The 16,105-nt window shown below is 72.2% G+C and carries 18 protein-coding genes; 8 read left to right on the forward strand and 10 right to left on the reverse strand.

Features of this window, described 5'->3' with window-relative positions; translation table 11 throughout:
- Positions 1 to 7: 7 nt before the first annotated feature.
- Together AB0H84_RS01725 and AB0H84_RS01730 are read right to left on the reverse strand one after the other, a co-directional pair.
- Complete coding sequence (locus tag AB0H84_RS01725; protein WP_357596572.1) at positions 8 to 514, reverse strand: HAD domain-containing protein; 507 nt, start codon at positions 512 to 514, stop codon at positions 8 to 10.
- Positions 514 to 1,443 carry an AraC family transcriptional regulator gene (locus tag AB0H84_RS01730; RefSeq protein ID WP_357596574.1) on the reverse strand — a complete coding sequence of 310 codons (930 nt, stop codon included), beginning with the start codon at positions 1,441 to 1,443 and terminating at the stop codon, positions 514 to 516. Before AB0H84_RS01730 ends, AB0H84_RS01725 begins: the two co-directional genes overlap by 1 nt.
- A gap of 75 nt (positions 1,444 to 1,518) precedes the next feature.
- Here AB0H84_RS01730 and AB0H84_RS01735 point away from each other — a divergent pair, with 75 nt between their 5' ends.
- Together AB0H84_RS01735 and AB0H84_RS01740 are read left to right on the forward strand one after the other, a co-directional pair.
- Complete coding sequence (locus AB0H84_RS01735) at positions 1,519 to 2,319, forward strand: NmrA family NAD(P)-binding protein (RefSeq protein ID WP_357596577.1); 801 nt, start codon at positions 1,519 to 1,521, stop codon at positions 2,317 to 2,319.
- Between the two features lie 68 nt (positions 2,320 to 2,387).
- Positions 2,388 to 3,218, forward strand: a complete 831-nt coding sequence (locus AB0H84_RS01740; protein WP_357596580.1) for an undecaprenyl-diphosphate phosphatase — start codon at positions 2,388 to 2,390, stop codon at positions 3,216 to 3,218.
- Here the strand turns inward: AB0H84_RS01740 and AB0H84_RS01745 are convergent.
- From AB0H84_RS01745 to AB0H84_RS01755, 3 genes are all read right to left on the reverse strand, one after another.
- Positions 3,187 to 3,888, reverse strand: a complete 702-nt coding sequence (locus AB0H84_RS01745; protein WP_357596583.1) for a hypothetical protein — start codon at positions 3,886 to 3,888, stop codon at positions 3,187 to 3,189. The genes AB0H84_RS01740 and AB0H84_RS01745 overlap by 32 nt on opposite strands.
- A 95-nt stretch (positions 3,889 to 3,983) precedes the next feature.
- On the reverse strand, positions 3,984 to 4,394 hold the full coding sequence (locus tag AB0H84_RS01750) for a hypothetical protein (protein ID WP_357596586.1): 411 nt from the start codon (positions 4,392 to 4,394) through the stop codon (positions 3,984 to 3,986).
- 24 nt (positions 4,395 to 4,418) lie between these two features.
- Positions 4,419 to 5,567, reverse strand: coding sequence for an MFS transporter (locus AB0H84_RS01755; RefSeq protein WP_357596589.1), 1,149 nt, complete (start codon positions 5,565 to 5,567; stop codon positions 4,419 to 4,421).
- A gap of 91 nt (positions 5,568 to 5,658) precedes the next feature.
- Between AB0H84_RS01755 and AB0H84_RS01760 the strand changes: the two genes are divergently transcribed.
- Genes AB0H84_RS01760 through AB0H84_RS01770 form a run of 3 tightly spaced genes read left to right on the forward strand, consistent with a single transcriptional unit; the run spans position 5,659 to position 9,265 of the window.
- Positions 5,659 to 5,997 (forward strand): helix-turn-helix transcriptional regulator, encoded by a 339-nt coding sequence (locus tag AB0H84_RS01760; RefSeq protein ID WP_357596592.1) that lies wholly within the window; start codon positions 5,659 to 5,661, stop codon positions 5,995 to 5,997.
- Positions 5,997 to 8,600, forward strand: a complete 2,604-nt coding sequence (locus tag AB0H84_RS01765; RefSeq protein ID WP_357596595.1) for an ATP-dependent helicase C-terminal domain-containing protein — start codon at positions 5,997 to 5,999, stop codon at positions 8,598 to 8,600. The genes AB0H84_RS01760 and AB0H84_RS01765 overlap by 1 nt, the downstream gene beginning before the upstream one ends.
- Positions 8,597 to 9,265 (forward strand): hypothetical protein, encoded by a 669-nt coding sequence (locus AB0H84_RS01770; RefSeq protein ID WP_357596598.1) that lies wholly within the window; start codon positions 8,597 to 8,599, stop codon positions 9,263 to 9,265. The genes AB0H84_RS01765 and AB0H84_RS01770 overlap by 4 nt, the downstream gene beginning before the upstream one ends.
- Here AB0H84_RS01770 and AB0H84_RS01775 read toward each other — a convergent pair.
- The gene (locus AB0H84_RS01775; protein WP_357596601.1) at positions 9,239 to 10,471 is read right to left on the reverse strand and encodes a pyridoxal-phosphate dependent enzyme; all 1,233 of its coding nucleotides are present in this window, start codon (positions 10,469 to 10,471) and stop codon (positions 9,239 to 9,241) included. The two genes, AB0H84_RS01770 and AB0H84_RS01775, sit on opposite strands and share 27 nt — an antisense overlap.
- A gap of 58 nt (positions 10,472 to 10,529) precedes the next feature.
- On the opposite strand from AB0H84_RS01775, the gene AB0H84_RS01780 reads away from it, so the two are divergent.
- The 3 genes from AB0H84_RS01780 to AB0H84_RS01790 are packed head-to-tail and all read left to right on the forward strand — an operon-like array spanning position 10,530 to position 12,689.
- Positions 10,530 to 11,972: an amidase gene (locus AB0H84_RS01780; RefSeq protein ID WP_357596603.1), complete on the forward strand. Its 1,443-nt coding sequence runs from the start codon at positions 10,530 to 10,532 to the stop codon at positions 11,970 to 11,972.
- A gap of 41 nt (positions 11,973 to 12,013) precedes the next feature.
- The gene (locus AB0H84_RS01785; RefSeq protein ID WP_357596606.1) at positions 12,014 to 12,352 is read left to right on the forward strand and encodes a hypothetical protein; all 339 of its coding nucleotides are present in this window, start codon (positions 12,014 to 12,016) and stop codon (positions 12,350 to 12,352) included.
- The gene (locus AB0H84_RS01790; protein ID WP_357596609.1) at positions 12,339 to 12,689 is read left to right on the forward strand and encodes a hypothetical protein; all 351 of its coding nucleotides are present in this window, start codon (positions 12,339 to 12,341) and stop codon (positions 12,687 to 12,689) included. Before AB0H84_RS01785 ends, AB0H84_RS01790 begins: the two co-directional genes overlap by 14 nt.
- Positions 12,690 to 12,693: 4 nt before the next feature.
- Here AB0H84_RS01790 and AB0H84_RS01795 read toward each other — a convergent pair whose 3' ends face one another.
- The 4 genes from AB0H84_RS01795 to deoC are packed head-to-tail and all read right to left on the reverse strand — an operon-like array spanning position 12,694 to position 16,075.
- Positions 12,694 to 13,539 (reverse strand): aldehyde dehydrogenase family protein, encoded by an 846-nt coding sequence (locus AB0H84_RS01795; RefSeq protein ID WP_357596612.1) that lies wholly within the window; start codon positions 13,537 to 13,539, stop codon positions 12,694 to 12,696.
- The gene (locus AB0H84_RS01800; protein WP_357596615.1) at positions 13,532 to 13,726 is read right to left on the reverse strand and encodes a hypothetical protein; all 195 of its coding nucleotides are present in this window, start codon (positions 13,724 to 13,726) and stop codon (positions 13,532 to 13,534) included. Before AB0H84_RS01800 ends, AB0H84_RS01795 begins: the two co-directional genes overlap by 8 nt.
- A complete protein-coding gene (locus AB0H84_RS01805) occupies positions 13,719 to 15,146 on the reverse strand; it encodes an aldehyde dehydrogenase family protein (protein ID WP_357596618.1) in 1,428 nt (475 codons plus the stop codon). The genes AB0H84_RS01800 and AB0H84_RS01805 overlap by 8 nt, the downstream gene beginning before the upstream one ends.
- Positions 15,146 to 16,075 carry a deoxyribose-phosphate aldolase gene (gene deoC / locus AB0H84_RS01810; RefSeq protein ID WP_357597879.1) on the reverse strand — a complete coding sequence of 310 codons (930 nt, stop codon included), beginning with the start codon at positions 16,073 to 16,075 and terminating at the stop codon, positions 15,146 to 15,148. Before deoC ends, AB0H84_RS01805 begins: the two co-directional genes overlap by 1 nt.
- Between the last annotated feature and the right edge of the window lie 30 nt (positions 16,076 to 16,105).

The following is a 16,105-nucleotide window of genomic DNA, read 5'->3' on the forward strand; positions in this document are numbered from 1 at the left end:
ACTCCCGTCAGGAACCCTGAGAAAACCCTGTAAGGGTCAGCCACTCATGCGCCATGCCCAGATGGCGGCTGGTCAGTCCCGTTCTGGGCTCCACGTGGATGAGGAGGAAATCAGCCAGACCCTGATGCACCCTGAGGTACTCCTCGTCCTCCGCCCACACCTGGTCGTCGAACCAGACGAACGGCCGCCGCCCCGCGTACTCGGCCACGCGCGGCGTCTTGAACATCTCCCCGTGCTCGGAAGGCACGTCCGGGTTCATGGGGATGACGGGGAGCGAGGGCAGGCCGATCCTGGGGGCGATCCAGTCGTTGGCGTGCTGCTCCCAGGTCGTCGCCCAGACCAGCTCGGAGCCGGTGGTCAGGGCCAGGTCGAGGAGCCGGCGGCCGTGCCTCGGGTTGAGGTTCACGATGTAGGTGTCGTCGCCGATCGTGCACCGGTAGCGCCTGAAGTCGGGGGCGGGCCGCCCCATGGGGTTCAGGACGCCGTCCACGTCCAGCAGCAGCAGAGGTTTCATCACATTCCGCCGGCTCCGGTCCGGTACTCCTGCGGGCTGATCCCCCGTACGCGCTTGAAGGCCGCGCTGAGCGCGAACGGGCTCCCGTACCCCACCTTCCTGGCCACCGAGCCGATGGTCGCGTCCGGCTCGCGCAGCAGGTCGGCGGCGAGCGCCAGGCGCCAGTCCGTGAGGAAGGACATCGGCGGCTCCCCCACCAGCTCGGTGAAGCGCCTGGCCAGCGAGGCCCTGGAGACGCCCGCCTCGGAGGCCAGGGCGGCGACCGTCCACGGGTGGGCCGGATTGTGCTGCATCAGGCGCATCGCCCGGCCCACGACCGGGTCGCCCATCGCGCGGTACCAGCCCGGCGCCTCGCTCGACCGGGCGGCGAACCACGAGCGCAGCACCGCGATGAGCAGCAGGTCGAGCAGCCGGTCGAGGACGGCCTCCTGCCCGGGCTCGTCCTTGACGATCTCGGCGCCGAGCAGCGACATGATGGGGTCGCCCGGCTGCGTGAGCAGCGGCGGCAGCGCCTCGAGCAGCCGCCTGCTGACCTCGCCCTCCAGGTTGTACGTGCCGGTGAGCAGCACCGCGCTCCCGTGGGGGTCGGTGCCCCACGTACGCACGCCCAGGTCCATGTCGTCGTGGAGCGGCCGGCCGTCGGGCGTCGAGCAGTGCTGGCCGGGGTGGATCACGATCTGCGGCGCCAGGTCCGGATCCGAGGCCACCGTGTACGGCTCCGGCCCCCGGCTGATCGCGACCTCTCCCGGCGAGAGGCGTACGGGCTCGGCGTCGTCGTACACGATCCACGACTCCCCGCGCACCTGCGCGATGACCGACAGCGGGGCCTCGTCCTGGATCCGCAGCGACCAGGGCGGATCGAGGATCGAGCGGAGCAGGAAGGCGCCACGGGCACGCGGGCCGTCGAGGAGCGCCGCGAGGTGATCCATGGGCTAGACGATCGCATATGGGAATGCGCTTCTCAACCATGGAGAGTCTTATGGGTATGGCGGCTTACTAGGCATATGACGATTTTGGTGCTGGGCGGCACGGGCAAGACCGGCCGCCGTGTGGCTGACCGGCTCACCGCTCTCGACCTGCCCGTGCGGATCGGGTCGCGCCCGCTCTTCGACTGGCAGGACCGCTCCACGTGGCCGAAGGCCCTCGACGGCGCGACGGCCGTCTACCTCTCCTACTATCCCGACCTCGCCTTCCCCGGCGCGTACGACGACGTCAAGGCGTTCACGGAGCTGGCCGTGACCACCGGAGTGCGGCGGCTGGTCCTGCTGTCCGGGCGGGGCGAGCCGGAGGCGCAGGCCAGCGAGCGCACCGTCCAGGAGTCCGGCGCGGAGTGGACGGTGGTCCGCTGCAGCTGGTTCATGCAGAACTTCAGCGAGGGCTTCCTCCTCGACCAGGTCCGGGAGGGCGTCATCGTGCTTCCGGCCGCCGACGTGCCCGAGCCGTTCGTGGATGTGGAGGACATCGCGGACGTGGCCGCCGCCGCGCTCAGCCAGGAGGGCCACGCCGGCAAGCTGTACGAGCTGACCGGACCCAGGCTGCTCACCTTCGCACAGGTGGCGGACGAGCTGTCGGAGGCCGCCGGCAGGAAGATCTCGTTCGTACCGGTGACGCCGGAGGAGTACGTGGCGGGGGCGATCGCACAGGGAGTGCCGCGTGAGGAGGCCGAGGGCTTCGCCGCTCTGTTCACCGGCATCCTGGACGGCCGCAACGCCCACGTCATGGACGGCGTGCGCGAGGCCCTCGGCCGCCCGGCCCGCGACTTCGCCGAGTACGCCGCCGCCGACGCCGCGGCATGGCAGGCCTAGCGGACGCCTGCGGCCCCCGTATCCGCTAGCCTCACCTCGTCAGTGCCGCGTCCTCGGAGGGTGTCGTCGTGATCGGCTGGCTTGAAGCGGTGGTTCTGGGGTTGGTCCAGGGGCTCACGGAGTTCCTGCCGATCTCCTCCAGCGCCCACATCAGGGTGGTCTCCGCTCTCGCCGGCTGGCAGGATCCGGGGGCGGCGTTCACGGCGGTGATCCAGCTCGGCACGGAGGCGGCCGTGCTGATCTACTTCCGCCAGGAGATCTGGGAGATCATCTCCACCTGGTTCCGGTCGCTGTTCGTCAAGGAGCTGCGTACGCACTGGGCGGCGCGCATGGGCTGGTACGTCATCGTCGGCTCGCTCCCCATCGGCGTGCTCGGCCTGGTGTTCAAGGACCAGATCGAGACGGTCTTCCGCGACCTGCGCCTGGTGGGCACGACACTGATCGTGTTCGGCTGTGTGCTGTGGTTCGCCGACCGCACCGCCCGCAACAAGCTCACGCTCGAAAAGCACCTGAGCTTCACCCACGCCCTCGTGTACGGCTTCGCCCAGGCACTCGCCCTCATCCCGGGCGTGTCCCGCTCCGGCGGCACGATCACCGCGGGTCTGCTGCTCGACTACCGGCGCGAGGACGCGGCGAAATACTCGTTCCTGCTGGCCATCCCGGCCGTGCTGTCGTCGGGGCTGCTGGAGCTCGCCAAGATCGGCAAGGGCCCCGCACCCGCCTGGGGGCCCACCATCCTGGCCACGATCATCTCGTTCATCGTCGGCTACGCGGCCGTGGCCTGGTTCCTGCGCTACATCAGCCACCACCGCTTCACCGGTTTCGTGATCTACCGGATCATCCTCGGCTTCTTCGTGATCCTCGCGGTCACCGCGGGCTGGATTCCGGCAATGGGCTGACGGCGGCCCTCTCGCGGGAGGGATAGTAGGCCGCCCACGCCTCGTCGCCCATGCGCAGAACCTTGATGCCGGTCCAGCCCAGCGCGATGGCCGGCAGGATCCAGAACAGCACGGTCACCGGCCCGTACGGGATGGGGAACGAGGCGACGTAGCCGACGAAGACGAGCAGCGGCACCCACCACCCGACGAAGCCCGTCCGCCAGACGGCCGCGGTCAGCAGCGGCAGGCCGAGGATCGCGAAGAACATCCACGGCATCTGGAAGCCGAAGATGACCCCGGGCAGGTTCAGCATCTCGTCGAGGATCTTCTGCGCCTGCTCCGGTGAGTTGTGCTGCCCCAGCCACCACTCGACGGGGTCCGTCATCAGCAGGCCGGAGGCGGAGATGTAGCCGACCACCGTCGCGGCGCCGGCGACGTGGCCGAGCCTGGTGGCCTTGCGCCTGGTGAGGTGCACCAGGCCCAGGGCCGCGACGGCCATCAGCAGCCAGCTCCAGTGGTAGAGCGCCGATTCGGTCTGCGCGAGCGCGGGGTTGTCGCCGTAGCTGACCGCCTCCCTGTCGTCGCCCCAGGTGCCGGGGTCGACGACGACGGCGACGGCCTGGAGCAGCGGGGCCACGACGAGCAGCGTGCCTGCCGCGACGCGCCGGAATGTCACCTGGTTGTTCAACATGGGGACGACGGTAGGCACCGCGACCATCGGCGGTCGTCCGCCTGCGGGGCGACCGGGTGTCACCTGAGCGGCGGAGAAGATCGCGGGCGCGGCGCTCAGCCGGCCCGGGGATAGCGGCTGCAGAGGGCGAAGACGACGGCAAAGAGGGTCCAGGCGGCCACGTACGCGACGGGGTGGGCCCAGGAGTCGCCGATGATGTCGGCCAGCGTGGGCCGGCCCTCGAAGTAGAGCGCCAGCCCCGCCACCGCTCCCGGGATCGCGCCCCACCAGCGCTGCCACCACACCTCGTGAACGACCACCTCGAACACCACCAGGGCGATCGGCCCCAGGAGGAGGAACTTCAGCCCGGGCGGGTGGGACAGGAGCGCGGCGAGACCCATGACCGCCACCGCCGAGGCGGCCGTCAGGAGCACCACGGCCCCGAAGGGCGCGGGCTCGGTGCGCGGGTCCCCCTCGGGACGCATGGGCGGCTCGCCGTCGCCTTCCTCATTCCGGAGATCGCTCATGATCACTATTATGTCGACGCCGGGCTACCCGACGGCCACGCCCTCCTTCGGGGAGATCGCCGCCGGGCGGTAGGTCGCCAGCGTGAACAGCAGCGCCGCCAGTCCGAGCGCGGTGGCCAGCACGACCACGCCGGCCCGGCCGTACCAGTCGAGCGCGGCGCCACCGGCCAGCCCGGCCACGAAGAGGCCGACGTACTGCGCGGACGACAGCAGCCCCAGGCCGATCGGCACGTTGCCGGGCACGGCGCCGACCGTCCTGAACTGCTGGGCCGGGGCCACCAGCCAGCCGAGCGCGCCCCACAGGAACGCCCACACGAGGGCGACGGGCAGGGCGATGTTCGCGATGGGGATGAGGGCCATGAACACGGTGCTCGCGGCCAGGCCGAGCAGCACCATCCTGCGCGGGCCGTACAGGTCGGTGAAGCGCCCGCCGAGCTGGTTGCCCACGATGCCGCCGAGCCCCCACGCCCACAGCACCGCCGGCAGCGGCAGGTCGAACAGCGACCCGATGTAGGTGTACGCGGCGAACGCGGCCGCGAACATGAGCAACTGCGTCGTCAGCACCGCCAGCACCCGCCGGTCGCCCAGCGGTGCGAACCGCTCCCTGAGCCGTCCCGACGCCGGGATCCGCACCGAGGGCACCACGGCCGCGACGCCGATGAACCCGATCACGCCCAGCCCCGACACCATCCAGAGCGTGGCCCGCCACCCGGAGGCCCCGCCCAGCCAGGTGCCCAGCGGCACGCCGATCGCGGACGACACGGTCAGCCCGCCCATCACCAGTGCGAGCGCGCGCCCGCGGCGCTCGGGCTCGGTCAGCGCGTTCGCCACGCCGGAGGCGGTCGGCGTGAACATCGCCGCACCCGCCGCCGAGATCACCCGGGTGGCCATCACCAGCGGGTACGTCGGAGCCAGCGCGGTCAGCACGTTGCCGAAGACGAACACGCCCATCGCCACCACCAGCAGGGTCTTGCGCGACAGGCGGGCGGTCAGGGCGGCGAGTACGGGCGACAGCAGCGCGTACGCCAACGCGAACACGGTCATGAGCTGCCCGGCCGCCGACGACGAGATCCCCAGATCTTTCGAGATGGGCGGCAGCAGCCCGGCGGTCACGAACATGCCCGTACCTATCGCGAAATTTCCGACAGCAAGCGGGTAGAGCCGGGAGCTCATGCATCCTCCAGCGCCATGAGAGTTAGACACCCATCAAACTGTCTTATAGTTGGATTGTTGTCAAACAATAAGTCGGAGGTAGTGTTTCACCATGCGCCTGCTACCGCACCCCTCGACGGAGAACATCCAGCTCACGGAGGTCCTGCGGGCGCTGTCCGACCCGGTGCGCCTGGAGATCGTCGTACGTCTCGCTCTGCGGGGCGAGATGACGTGCGGCGTCGCGGGCGACGACCTCGGCGTGCACAAGTCGACCGCCTCGCACCACTACCGCACCCTGCGCGAGTCCGGCGTGGTCATGACCAAGCAGGAGGGGCGGCTGAAGTACATGAGCCTGCGCCGCGACGACCTCGACTCCCGCTTCCCCGGCCTCCTCGACGCGGTCCTCTCCGCCGCCGGCATCCCGAGCACCGGCGTCCCCGTCCAGCGTTGATGCGCCACGACTCGCTGCCCATCCGGCACGTCCTGGCCGAGTTGCTCGGCGTCCTCGACCGGCACGGCAGCGCGGTTCTCACGGCCCCTCCCGGCACGGGCAAGACGACGGTCGTGCCGCTCGCCCTGGCCGAGACGGGCATGCGGGTACTGGTGGCCGAGCCGCGCCGCCTGGCCGTACGCGCGGCGGCTCGGCGGATGGGCGTGAGCCACACCATCAGGGGCGAGCGGCACGTGGGCGCGAACCCCATGGTCGAGGTGGTCACCACAGGCATCCTGCTCCAGCGCCTCCAGCGGGACCAGGAGCTGGCCGGCGTGGACGCGGTCATGCTCGACGAGTGCCACGAGCGCCACCTGGACGCGGACATGGCACTGGCGTTCCTCCTGGACGTCCGCGACACGCTCCGCCCCGACCTGCGCCTGCTGGCCACCTCCGCCACCGCCGACGCCGAGCCGTGGTCGCGGCTGCTCGGCGGCCCCGTCGTCGCGGCCACCGGCGCCACGTACCCGGTCGAGACGGTGTGGGCCCCGTCCACGCGCCCGGTCGCCCCGCCGCACGGCCTCCGCGTCGATCCCGCCCTGCTCTCCCACGTCGCCTCGGTGGTGCGCAGGGCGCTGGCGGAGCGGGACGGCGACGTGCTCTGCTTCCTGCCGGGCGTGGGCGAGATCGCCAAGGTCGCGGGGATGCTCGACGGCGTCGAGGTCCTCCAGGTGCACGGCCAGGCACCGGCCCACGTTCAGGACGCCGTGCTCGCGCCCGGCTCGGCACGGCGGGTGGTGCTGGCCACGTCGGTCGCCGAGTCCAGCCTCACCGTCCCGGGCGTCCGGGTGGTGGTCGACTCCGGCCTGGCGCGCGAGCCGCGTACGGACCACGCCCGCGGCCTCGGCTCGCTCACCACGGTCCGGGTCTCGAAGGCATCGGCCGGCCAGCGCGCGGGGCGGGCCGGCCGCGAGGCGGCGGGCACGGTGTACCGGTGCTGGTCGGCGGCCGACCACGAGCGCCTGGCCGATCAGGCGCGCCCGGAGATCGCGCTCGCGGACCTGACGGGGTTCGCGCTGCAGGCGGCCTGCTGGGGCACCCCCGACGCGTCCGGGCTGGCGCTGCTGGACCCGCCGCCGCCTGCCGCGATGTCCGCGGCGGCCCGCACCCTGGAGGCGCTGGGCGCGCTCGACGGCGCCTCACGGGTGACGGACCGGGGCCGCCGGATGGCGCTCGCCGGCGTGCACCCCCGCCTGGCCAGGGCCCTGCTCGACCTGGGCCCGCGGGCCGCCGAGGTGGTGGCCCTGCTGTCGGAGCAGCTCCCCCGGGACGCGGGCGACGACCTGGTGGAGGTCTGGCGCGCGGCCCGCAGGGGCGGCACCGGCTTCGCCGCCCGCTGGCGCCAGGAGGCCCGGCGCCTCCAGCGCACCGCCGCCCAGGCCCACGACACGACCCCGCCCGGCTCGCACCCGCTGAACGCCGAGACTCCACACAGCGCGGCCCCACCGACTCCACACGGCGCAACCCCGCCGGCTCCTCACACCACGGACCCGCGCGCTCCACACGGCGCAACGCCCGTCGGCCCGAGTGGGCGTGTCACGGCCGGGACGGAGGGGCGGGGTACTCCTGGGGAGCCCGGCCGGGTGGCGCCGCGAACGGAGGAGGCGCCCAAGGCCGATGACGCGCTGGCCGGGACGGCCGTGGCGCTGGCGTTCCCCGAGCGGGTGGCGCGCCGGCGGGGCGGCGGCTACCTCATGGCCTCCGGCACCCAGGCGCAGCTCCCGGAGGGCTCCAAGCTGCACACCGCCACGTGGCTGGCCATCGCGATCGCCGACCGGCCGACGGGGTCCGCGTCGGCCCGCATCAGGCAGGCCGTGGAGATCGACGAGGAGACCGCCAGGCTGGCCCACCCCACCACCACCGAGCACGAGATCACCTGGCACGTGCCCCCGGGCTCGCGCCGCGGCGACGTGCTCGCCCGGACAGTCGAGCGGCTGGGCGCGATCGAGCTCTCCGCCGCCCCGCTCAAGGACGCCGACGTCCGCGAGGCCATCCTGTACGGCCTCCGCACGGAACCCGACGTCCTCACCTGGACGAAACAGGCCAGAGAGCTGAGGGACCGCCTGGCGTTCTGCCACCGCGCCATCGGCGCCCCCTGGCCCTCGATGGACGCCCTCATCGACCTGGCCGACCAGTGGCTGGAGCCGGAGCTGTCCAGGGCCCGCCGCCGGGCCGACCTCGAACGCATCGACGTCGCCACCGCGCTCAGACGCCTGATCCCCTGGAGCGAGCGCCTGGAGCAGGCCGCCCCCGAACGCATCGAGGTGCCCAGCGGCTCCCAGGTCCGCGTGGACTACTCCGGCGACCAGCCGGTGCTGGCGGTCAAGCTGCAGGAGCTGTTCGGCTGGCAGGAGACGCCCGAGATCTCCGGCGTGCCCGTGCTGGTGCACCTGCTCTCCCCGGCGGGCCGCCCGGTGGCCGTCACCGCGGACCTGGCGTCGTTCTGGCGTGACGGCTACCGTTCCGTACGCGCAGAGCTCCGCGGCCGCTACCCGAAGCACCCCTGGCCGGAGGACCCGCTCACCGCGCCTCCCACCCGCCGTACCAAAGAGAGACGACCATGACGAGCGTGGCCACCGCCGCCCGCGACAACGCCGAGTGGTGCGACGCGATGTGCCGCGCGCACGGCTCGCCGGGCACGTTCACGGCCCTGGCCTGGACCAACCCGGCCAGGACGCCACCCCTCTACCCGGACGCCGTCACGCTCTCCCCCGACGCGACGGCGGCCGACGTGCTCGACCACATCGACGCCGGTCCGGGCGCGTCGGTCAAGGACAGCTTCGCCACGCTCGACCTGCCGGGCTTCGAGGTGCTGTTCGAGGCGCAGTGGATCCACCGCGAGCCACCGGAGCGGCGCGAGCCCGCGATCGCCTGGGAGGTGGTGAACGACGCCGCCACGCTGGGCGAGTGGGAGCAGGCGTGCTTCGTGGGCGGGGTCACGGGCCTGTTCCTGCCGGCGCTGCTGGAGGAGGTCACGATCGTCTGCGGCCGGATCGAGGGCGACATCGTCTGCGGCTCGGTGCTCACCGCCCGCGACCAGGTCGTGGGCGTCTCCAACGTGTACGCCTCCGGCTGCGACATGGGCACCGCGTGGGAAGGCACCCTGGCCATGGCCGCCGACCTCCACCCCGGCCGCCCCCTGGTCGGCTGGGAGATCGACCCGGCGGACGCCGTGGAGCACGGCTTCGCCACGATCGGCCCGCTACGCGTCTGGAGCAAGATCCTCTAGCGTCGGGTGCTCGAGAACTGCGAACCGCTCGGCCCCCACCCCCACGTCCTTGAACCCGCTGGACGTGGCGACGCACACGACCGGCCCGTCGAAGTCCAGCCGCGCCTGCCGGTATCCGGCCAGCCCGGCCGCCCCCGACAGTTCCTGCCACAACCCCTGCCGGGCGAGGTCGCGCTGCGCCGACCGCAGCTCCTCGTCGGTCACGAGCAGGGCCGCGCCGCCGCTGTCCCGCACGGCCACGACCCCTCGGTGCCCGCCGACCGGCCCGGCGATGCCGTACGCGTCGCTGGACCCGACCTCGACGACGGCCGCGGGGGTGCCGGTGGCCAGGGCCCGCGCGTGCGGCCCGCCGGCGGCCGTCTCGCAGGAGAACATCCGCGGCACGGTGCCGGCCAGCCCGAGCAGCCGCAGCTCCACGAACCCCTTCCACACGCCGTAGAGCAGCTCGGCGTACCCGGTCGGCGTGAAGACGGCTGCGGGGACGCGCCCGAGCTGCAGGAACAGCTCGTAGGCGATGGTCTTGTACCCTTCGGGCCCGAACGGATGCCCGGTGTGCGTCACGGTCTGGTTGCTGACCGGGTGGTAGCCGAGCCGGTCCACGACCTCCCGCAGCAGCGGCCACCGCTTCTCGGCGGGCACGGAGAGGACCCTGGCGCCGTACGCGCGGACGAAAGCCTGCACGGCGGGCGGCGAGTCCGCCGAGGTCAGCACGATCGCGGGCAGTCCGGCCCGGGCGGCGTAGGCGGCGGCCGACGCGCCGTGGTTGCCGGAGGAGGCCACGACCACCCCGGGCGCGCCCGAGGCGACGGCGGCGCTGACCGCGACCCGGTTCAGGCGGTCCTTGTGCGACCAGGTCGGGTTGCGGGACTCGTCCTTGACATAGACGCAGTTCTGCGATCTGCGGTGCGCCGCTGAACGCGGCGCACCGTAGATGCCGTCGAACTCCACCAGCGGCGTCCCGCCCTCCCCCAGCGAGGGCGCCTCCAGCGGCGGCAGCAGCGGCGCCCACCGCGCGATGTCCGTGCCCGGCTCCTGCTCGAACAGGCGGCGGTCCACTCGGGCGTAGTCGTAGGTGATCTCGAGCGGATACGCGATCTCGTCCGTACTGGTCTTCGGGCAGCCGCGCGTCAGCGGCGGGAACAGCGGGAACTCGGTCGCCGGGTCGCCAAGAGAGCGCTGGCGGAGGGCAAGGGACGGTCCGTTCACGTGTACCGACCCTAGCGGGGCCCTATCGAGGCGAGCGGGCAGCAGGCAGACTCTAGTCATGTTGTGGACAGGCAGGTCCGCCATCGAGATCGCGACGGCCGTCCGGCGTGGGGATGTCACGGCCACGACCGTCGTCGAGGAGCACCTTCACGCCATCTCGGAGCGGGATCCCAAGGTAGGGGCGTTCCGGCTGGTCAGAGCGCAGGCCGTGGAGGAGGCGAAGGCCCTGCAGAAGCGGCGCGACCTGGCGGAGCTGCCGCTCGCCGGCGTGCCGGTCGCGGTGAAGGACAATCTCGAGGTCGCGGGCGAGGCCACCCGTGCCGGGTCCGGGGCCACGGCGGACGCGCCCGCGCCGGACGACCACCCGACGGTGGCGCGCCTGCGCGCGGCGGGCGCGGTGGTGGTCGGCCTGACGAACATGCCGGAGCTGGGACTGACGGCGTTCGGCGACAGCGCGTACGGCATCGTACGCAACCCCTGGAACCCGTCGCGCACGGCCGGCGGGTCGTCGTCGGGCAGCGCCGCGGCCGTGGCGGCGGGCATGGTACCGGTCGCGCTCGGCAACGACGGCATGGGCTCGCTCCGCATCCCCGCTGCCTGCTGCGGCGTGCTGGCCATCAAGCCGGGCGCGGGGCTCGTGCCGCCACCGGCCGACGACTGGGACCGCCTGTCGGAGAACGGCCCTCTCGCGACGACCGCGTCCGACCTGGCGCTGGCGCTGTCCGTACTGGCCGCGGACCCGGCCCTCGCGGAGTCCTGGCGGGGCGGCAGCCGCGTCGAGCCCCGGCCGCTCATGCTCCGCTCGGTCTGGGCGGACGACGACGAGATCTGGGAGCCGCAGCCGCCGCAGGAGAGCCCGGAGCCGTTCGACCTGCGGGTGGCGTACGCGCCCCAGCCGCTGCCCGCCGGCCTGCCCATGGACAAGGAGTTCCAGGCCGCGGTGCGCGGGGCGGCGGAGACGCTGCGCCTGGCCGGGCACACCGTGGTCGAGCACGGCCACAGGCTGCCTGCCTGGCTCGGGCCGGCCACGATCGCCACCTGGCTCACCAGGGCCGCGGCCTCGCTGGGCGACCTCGACCGGCGCCGGCTCGAACGCCGCACCCTCGCGCTCGCCCGCACCGGGCGGGTGCTCGCCGCGCTCAAGCTGGACGGCGTTCGCGGCCGCGAACGCTGGAGCGGCTACGGGGCCGACCAGTGGTTCGGCGACGCGGACGTGCTGCTCATGCCGGCCCTGGCGACCGTCCCGCCGAAGGCCGAGCGCTGGGGGGATCGCGGCCTCGTCCGCAACGCGGTGGCCAACGTCAGGTACGCCCCCGCCACCGGCCCCTGGAACATGTGCGGCTGGCCCGCCATCACCGTCCCCCTGGCCACGCACTCCAGCGGGCTGCCCATCGCCGTCCAGATCGTCGCCCCGCCCGGCGGCGAGCCGCACCTCCTCGGCCTGGCGGCCCAGCTCCAGTCCGCCCACCCACCGGTCCGGCCGCCGGGCTTCTCCTCCTGATTCACAGCCGTTTGTCCGTGCCACCCCTAGGGTGCCGTGGCATGCAATCAGTTGATCTTTCCGCTCTCCGCGCCCAGCTGCCGTCCACGTCCCCGAAGAACGCCTGGAAAATCGTCCGGCGGCTCGCGCTCGAAGGCAAGGGCGAGGCCCTGGAGCTGGCCGCCGAGTTCGCGGAGGTCGCCGAACCCGCCCTCGACAACCTGCTCAGGCTCTGGCCACAGGCCCTCGACCCGGACGGCTTCGCCGAGCACCTGCTCGCCCCGGCCTTCGCCGCCGAGGGACGCACCGAGCTGACACTGCGCAGGCGCGACTCCATCATCGGCCTGCGGCACCTGACGATGCTGCGGACGCTCCGCCTGGACCACTGTGCAAGGGCCTGACGGACCTCTCCGAGCGCTCACCTCGCTCGACGGGCTCGAAGGGCACCCATCGATCAGCAAGATCAACCTGTGCTACGCCACGACCCTGACCGACCTCTCCGCGCTGGCCCGCATGCCGGCCCTGCGCGAGCTGACCCTCCAGGGCATGGACCACCTCGGCGACCCCAGCGGCCTGCCCGCCCTCCGCACACTGGAGGTGTGGAAATGCTCCGCGCTGAGCGACCTCGGGTCGGTCGCCGACCTGCCAGGGCTGACGGAGGTCTCCGTACGGGACTGCCCCGCACTGCCCTCCGGCATCCTGTCCGACCTGCGCGCCCGAGGCCTGCTCAGCACGTGACGGCTCAGATCCCGACCGGATGCCAGACCGTCTTGGTCTCCAGGAACCGGGTCATCCGGCCGGTCCCTGGATCGGCCGCCCAGTCCTCCCGGGAGGGGCGCAGGACGCGCTTGAGGTTCTCGGCCGCCGCCTGCTCGCAGCTCAGCGCCAGGTCGGCGTCCTCGACCCCGGTCAGGTCGAGCGCGTTGACATCCATGTGCGCCGCCAGCCAGGGCGCCAGCTCGGCCTGGTGGCCGGTGAGGACGTTCACGACGCCGCCCGGCAGGTCGGACGTGGCCAGAACCTCGGCCAGCGTGATCGACGCGAGCGGCGCGGGCTCGGACGCCACGACGACGCAGGTATTGCCCGTCACGATCACGGGCGCCACCACCGAGACCAGCCCGAGCAGCGGATCGGCGGGCGCGATCACGGCCACCACGCCGGTCGGCTCGGGCGAGGACAGGTTGAAGTACGGGCCCGCGACCGGGTTGGCCGCCCCGTGCACCGCGGCGATCTTGTCGGACCAGCCCGCGTACCAGACGAGCCGGTCGACGGCGGCGTCCACCTGCTCCAGCGCCGCCTTCTTGCCGCCGCCGAGCTCGTCGGCGAACTGGCCGCGACGGCCCTCCAGCATCTCGGCGACGCGGTAGAGGATCTGCCCCCTGTTGTACGGCGTCGCGCCCGACCAGCCGGGGAAGGCCTTGCGCGCGGCCACCACGGCGTCTCGGGCGTCCTTGCGGGAAGCACGGGACGCGTTGGCGAGGAACTCGCCCTTGGCCGAGGTCACAGGGTAGGACCTCCCACTCTCCGAGCGCGGGAACGCCCCTCCGATGTACAGCTTGTAGGTCTTTCTGACGGACAACCTACTCATCGCCCCGCCCTCTCCACGTGGACTCCTGCGACATCTGGACCGGCACGAAGACCTGGCCGCACCGGCTCACGCCGCAGCGGTGGGCGTACCAGCCGGTGCGGACGGGCCGCCCGGCCCGGGCGAAGGCGTGGCCCCTGGTGGCCTGCGCCCGCCGCTCGGCGCGACGGGGACGGCGATGATCACACATCAAGGTACGCCTCCAGCCCGTGCAACCCGCCCTCGCGGCCGTAGCCCGACTCCTTGTAGCCGCCGAACGGGGAGGCGGGGTCGAACTTGTTGAACGTGTTGGCCCACACGACCCCGGCCCGCAGCTTGTCGGCCATCCACAGGATGCGCGAGCCCTTCTCGGTCCAGATGCCGGCCGACAGCCCGTACGGGGTGTTGTTGGCCTTCTCCACCGCCTCGGCGGGCGTGCGGAAGGTCAGCACGGACAGCACCGGCCCGAAGATCTCGTCCCGGGCGATGGTGTGCGACTGCGCGACCCCGGAGAAGAGGGTCGGCGGGAACCAGAACCCCCGCTCGGGCAGCTCACACGCAGGAGACCAGCGCTCGGCCCCTTCCGACTCACCGATCTGCGACAGCTCGCGGATCTTGGCGAGCTGCTCGGCGGAGTTGATCGCGCCCACATCGGTGTTCTTGTCCAGCGGGTCACCCACCCGCAGCGTGGCCAGCCGGCGCTTGAGCGAGGCCAGCAGCTCGTCCTGGATCGACTCCTGGACCAGCAGCCGCGACCCGGCGCAGCACACATGCCCCTGGTTGAAGAAGATCCCGTTGACGATCCCCTCCACCGCCTGATCGATCGCGGCGTCCTCGAACACGATGTTGGCCGCCTTGCCGCCCAGCTCCAGGGTCAGCTTCTTGTCGGTGCCCGCCACCGCGCGGGCGATGATCCGCCCTACCTCGGTCGAACCGGTGAAAGCCACCTTGTCCACATCGGGGTGGCCCACCACCGCCGCGCCGGTCTCGCCCGCGCCGGTGACGATGTTCACCACCCCGGGCGGCAGCTCGGCCTGCCGGCAGATGTCGGCGAACAGCAGCGCGGTCAGCGGCGTCGTCTCGGCCGGTTTGAGCACCACCGTGTTCCCGCAGGCCAGCGCCGGAGCGATCTTCCACGCCAGCATCAGCAGCGGGAAGTTCCACGGGATCACCTGCCCGGCCACCCCCAGCGGCTTGCTCCCGAACCCCGCGTACTCCAGCTTGTCGGCCCAGCCCGCGTAGTAGAAGAAATGCGCCGCCACCAACGGCAGGTCCACATCCCGCGACTCGCGGATCGGCTTGCCGTTGTCCAGCGACTCCAGCACCGCCAGCTCGCGCGCCCGCTCCTGAATGAGGCGCGCGATCCGGAACAGATACTTGGCCCGCTCGGCCCCCGGCAGGCCGCTCCAGAGGCCGAACGCCTTGCGCGCCGCCTGCACCGCCCGATCCACATCATCGGAGGAAGCGGTGGCCACCTCGGCCAGCGTCTCCTCCGTCGCCGGGTTGATCGTCTTGAACGGAGCACCGGAACCGTCGACGAACTCGCCGTCGATGAACAGCCCGTACGACGGCTTGATGTCGACGATGTCGCGCGACTCGGGCGCGGGTGCGTACTCGAAGATCGCCATCATCAGTCCAGAGTGAAGTAGTCGGGGCCGGCATAACGGCCGGTGGCCAGCTTCTCGCGCTGCATCAGCAGATCGTTCAGCAGCGAGGAAGCGCCCAGCCGGAACCAGTCAGGAGTCAGCCAGTCATCACCGGCCGTCTCATGAACCAGGACCAGGTTCTTGATCGCGTCCTTGGTCGTGCGGATGCCGCCCGCCGGCTTCACGCCCACCTGCCGGCCGGTCACCTCGCGGAAGTCCCGCACCGCCTCCAGCATGATCAGCGTCACCGGCAGCGTCGCCGCCGGCGCCACCTTCCCGGTGGAGGTCTTGATGAAGTCCGCGCCCGCCAGCATCGCCAGCCACGACGCCCGCCGCACGTTGTCGTAGGTGGCCAGCTCACCGGTCTCCAGGATCACCTTCAGATGCGCAGGACCGCACGCGGCCTTGACCGCCACGATCTCCTCGAACACCGTCAGGTACCGGCCGGACAGGAACGCGCCCCGGTCGATCACCATGTCGATCTCGTCGGCGCCCGCCGCCACCGCCAGCGCGGTGTCGGCCACCTTGACCTCCAGCGAGGAGCGGCCGCTGGGGAAGGCCGTGGCCACCGAGGCCACCTTCACCCCCGAGCCGCGCACCGCCTCGGCGGCCACCGCCACCAGGTCGGGATAGACGCACACGGCCGCCACCCGGGGAGCGCCGCCCCCGGGGCGCACGGCTTTGGTGCACATCGCGCGCACCTTGCCCGCCGTGTCCGCCCCTTCCAGGGTCGTCAGGTCGACCATGGAGATGGCCAGGTCGATCGCCTGAGCCTTGGCCGTGGTCTTGATCGAACGGGTGCCCAGCATCGCCGCCCGCTGGTCCGCGCCGACCCGGTCAACCCCGGGCAGGCCGTGCAGGAAAGCTCGCAGCGCCGCGTCGGACGAGGCGACGTCCGCGAGCGAGGTAGTCACAGTTGACACCACCACAGCATCGCCGACCAG

It is taken from the genome of Nonomuraea sp. NPDC050786 (genome assembly GCF_040654115.1).
Lineage (GTDB): Bacteria > Actinomycetota > Actinomycetes > Streptosporangiales > Streptosporangiaceae > Nonomuraea.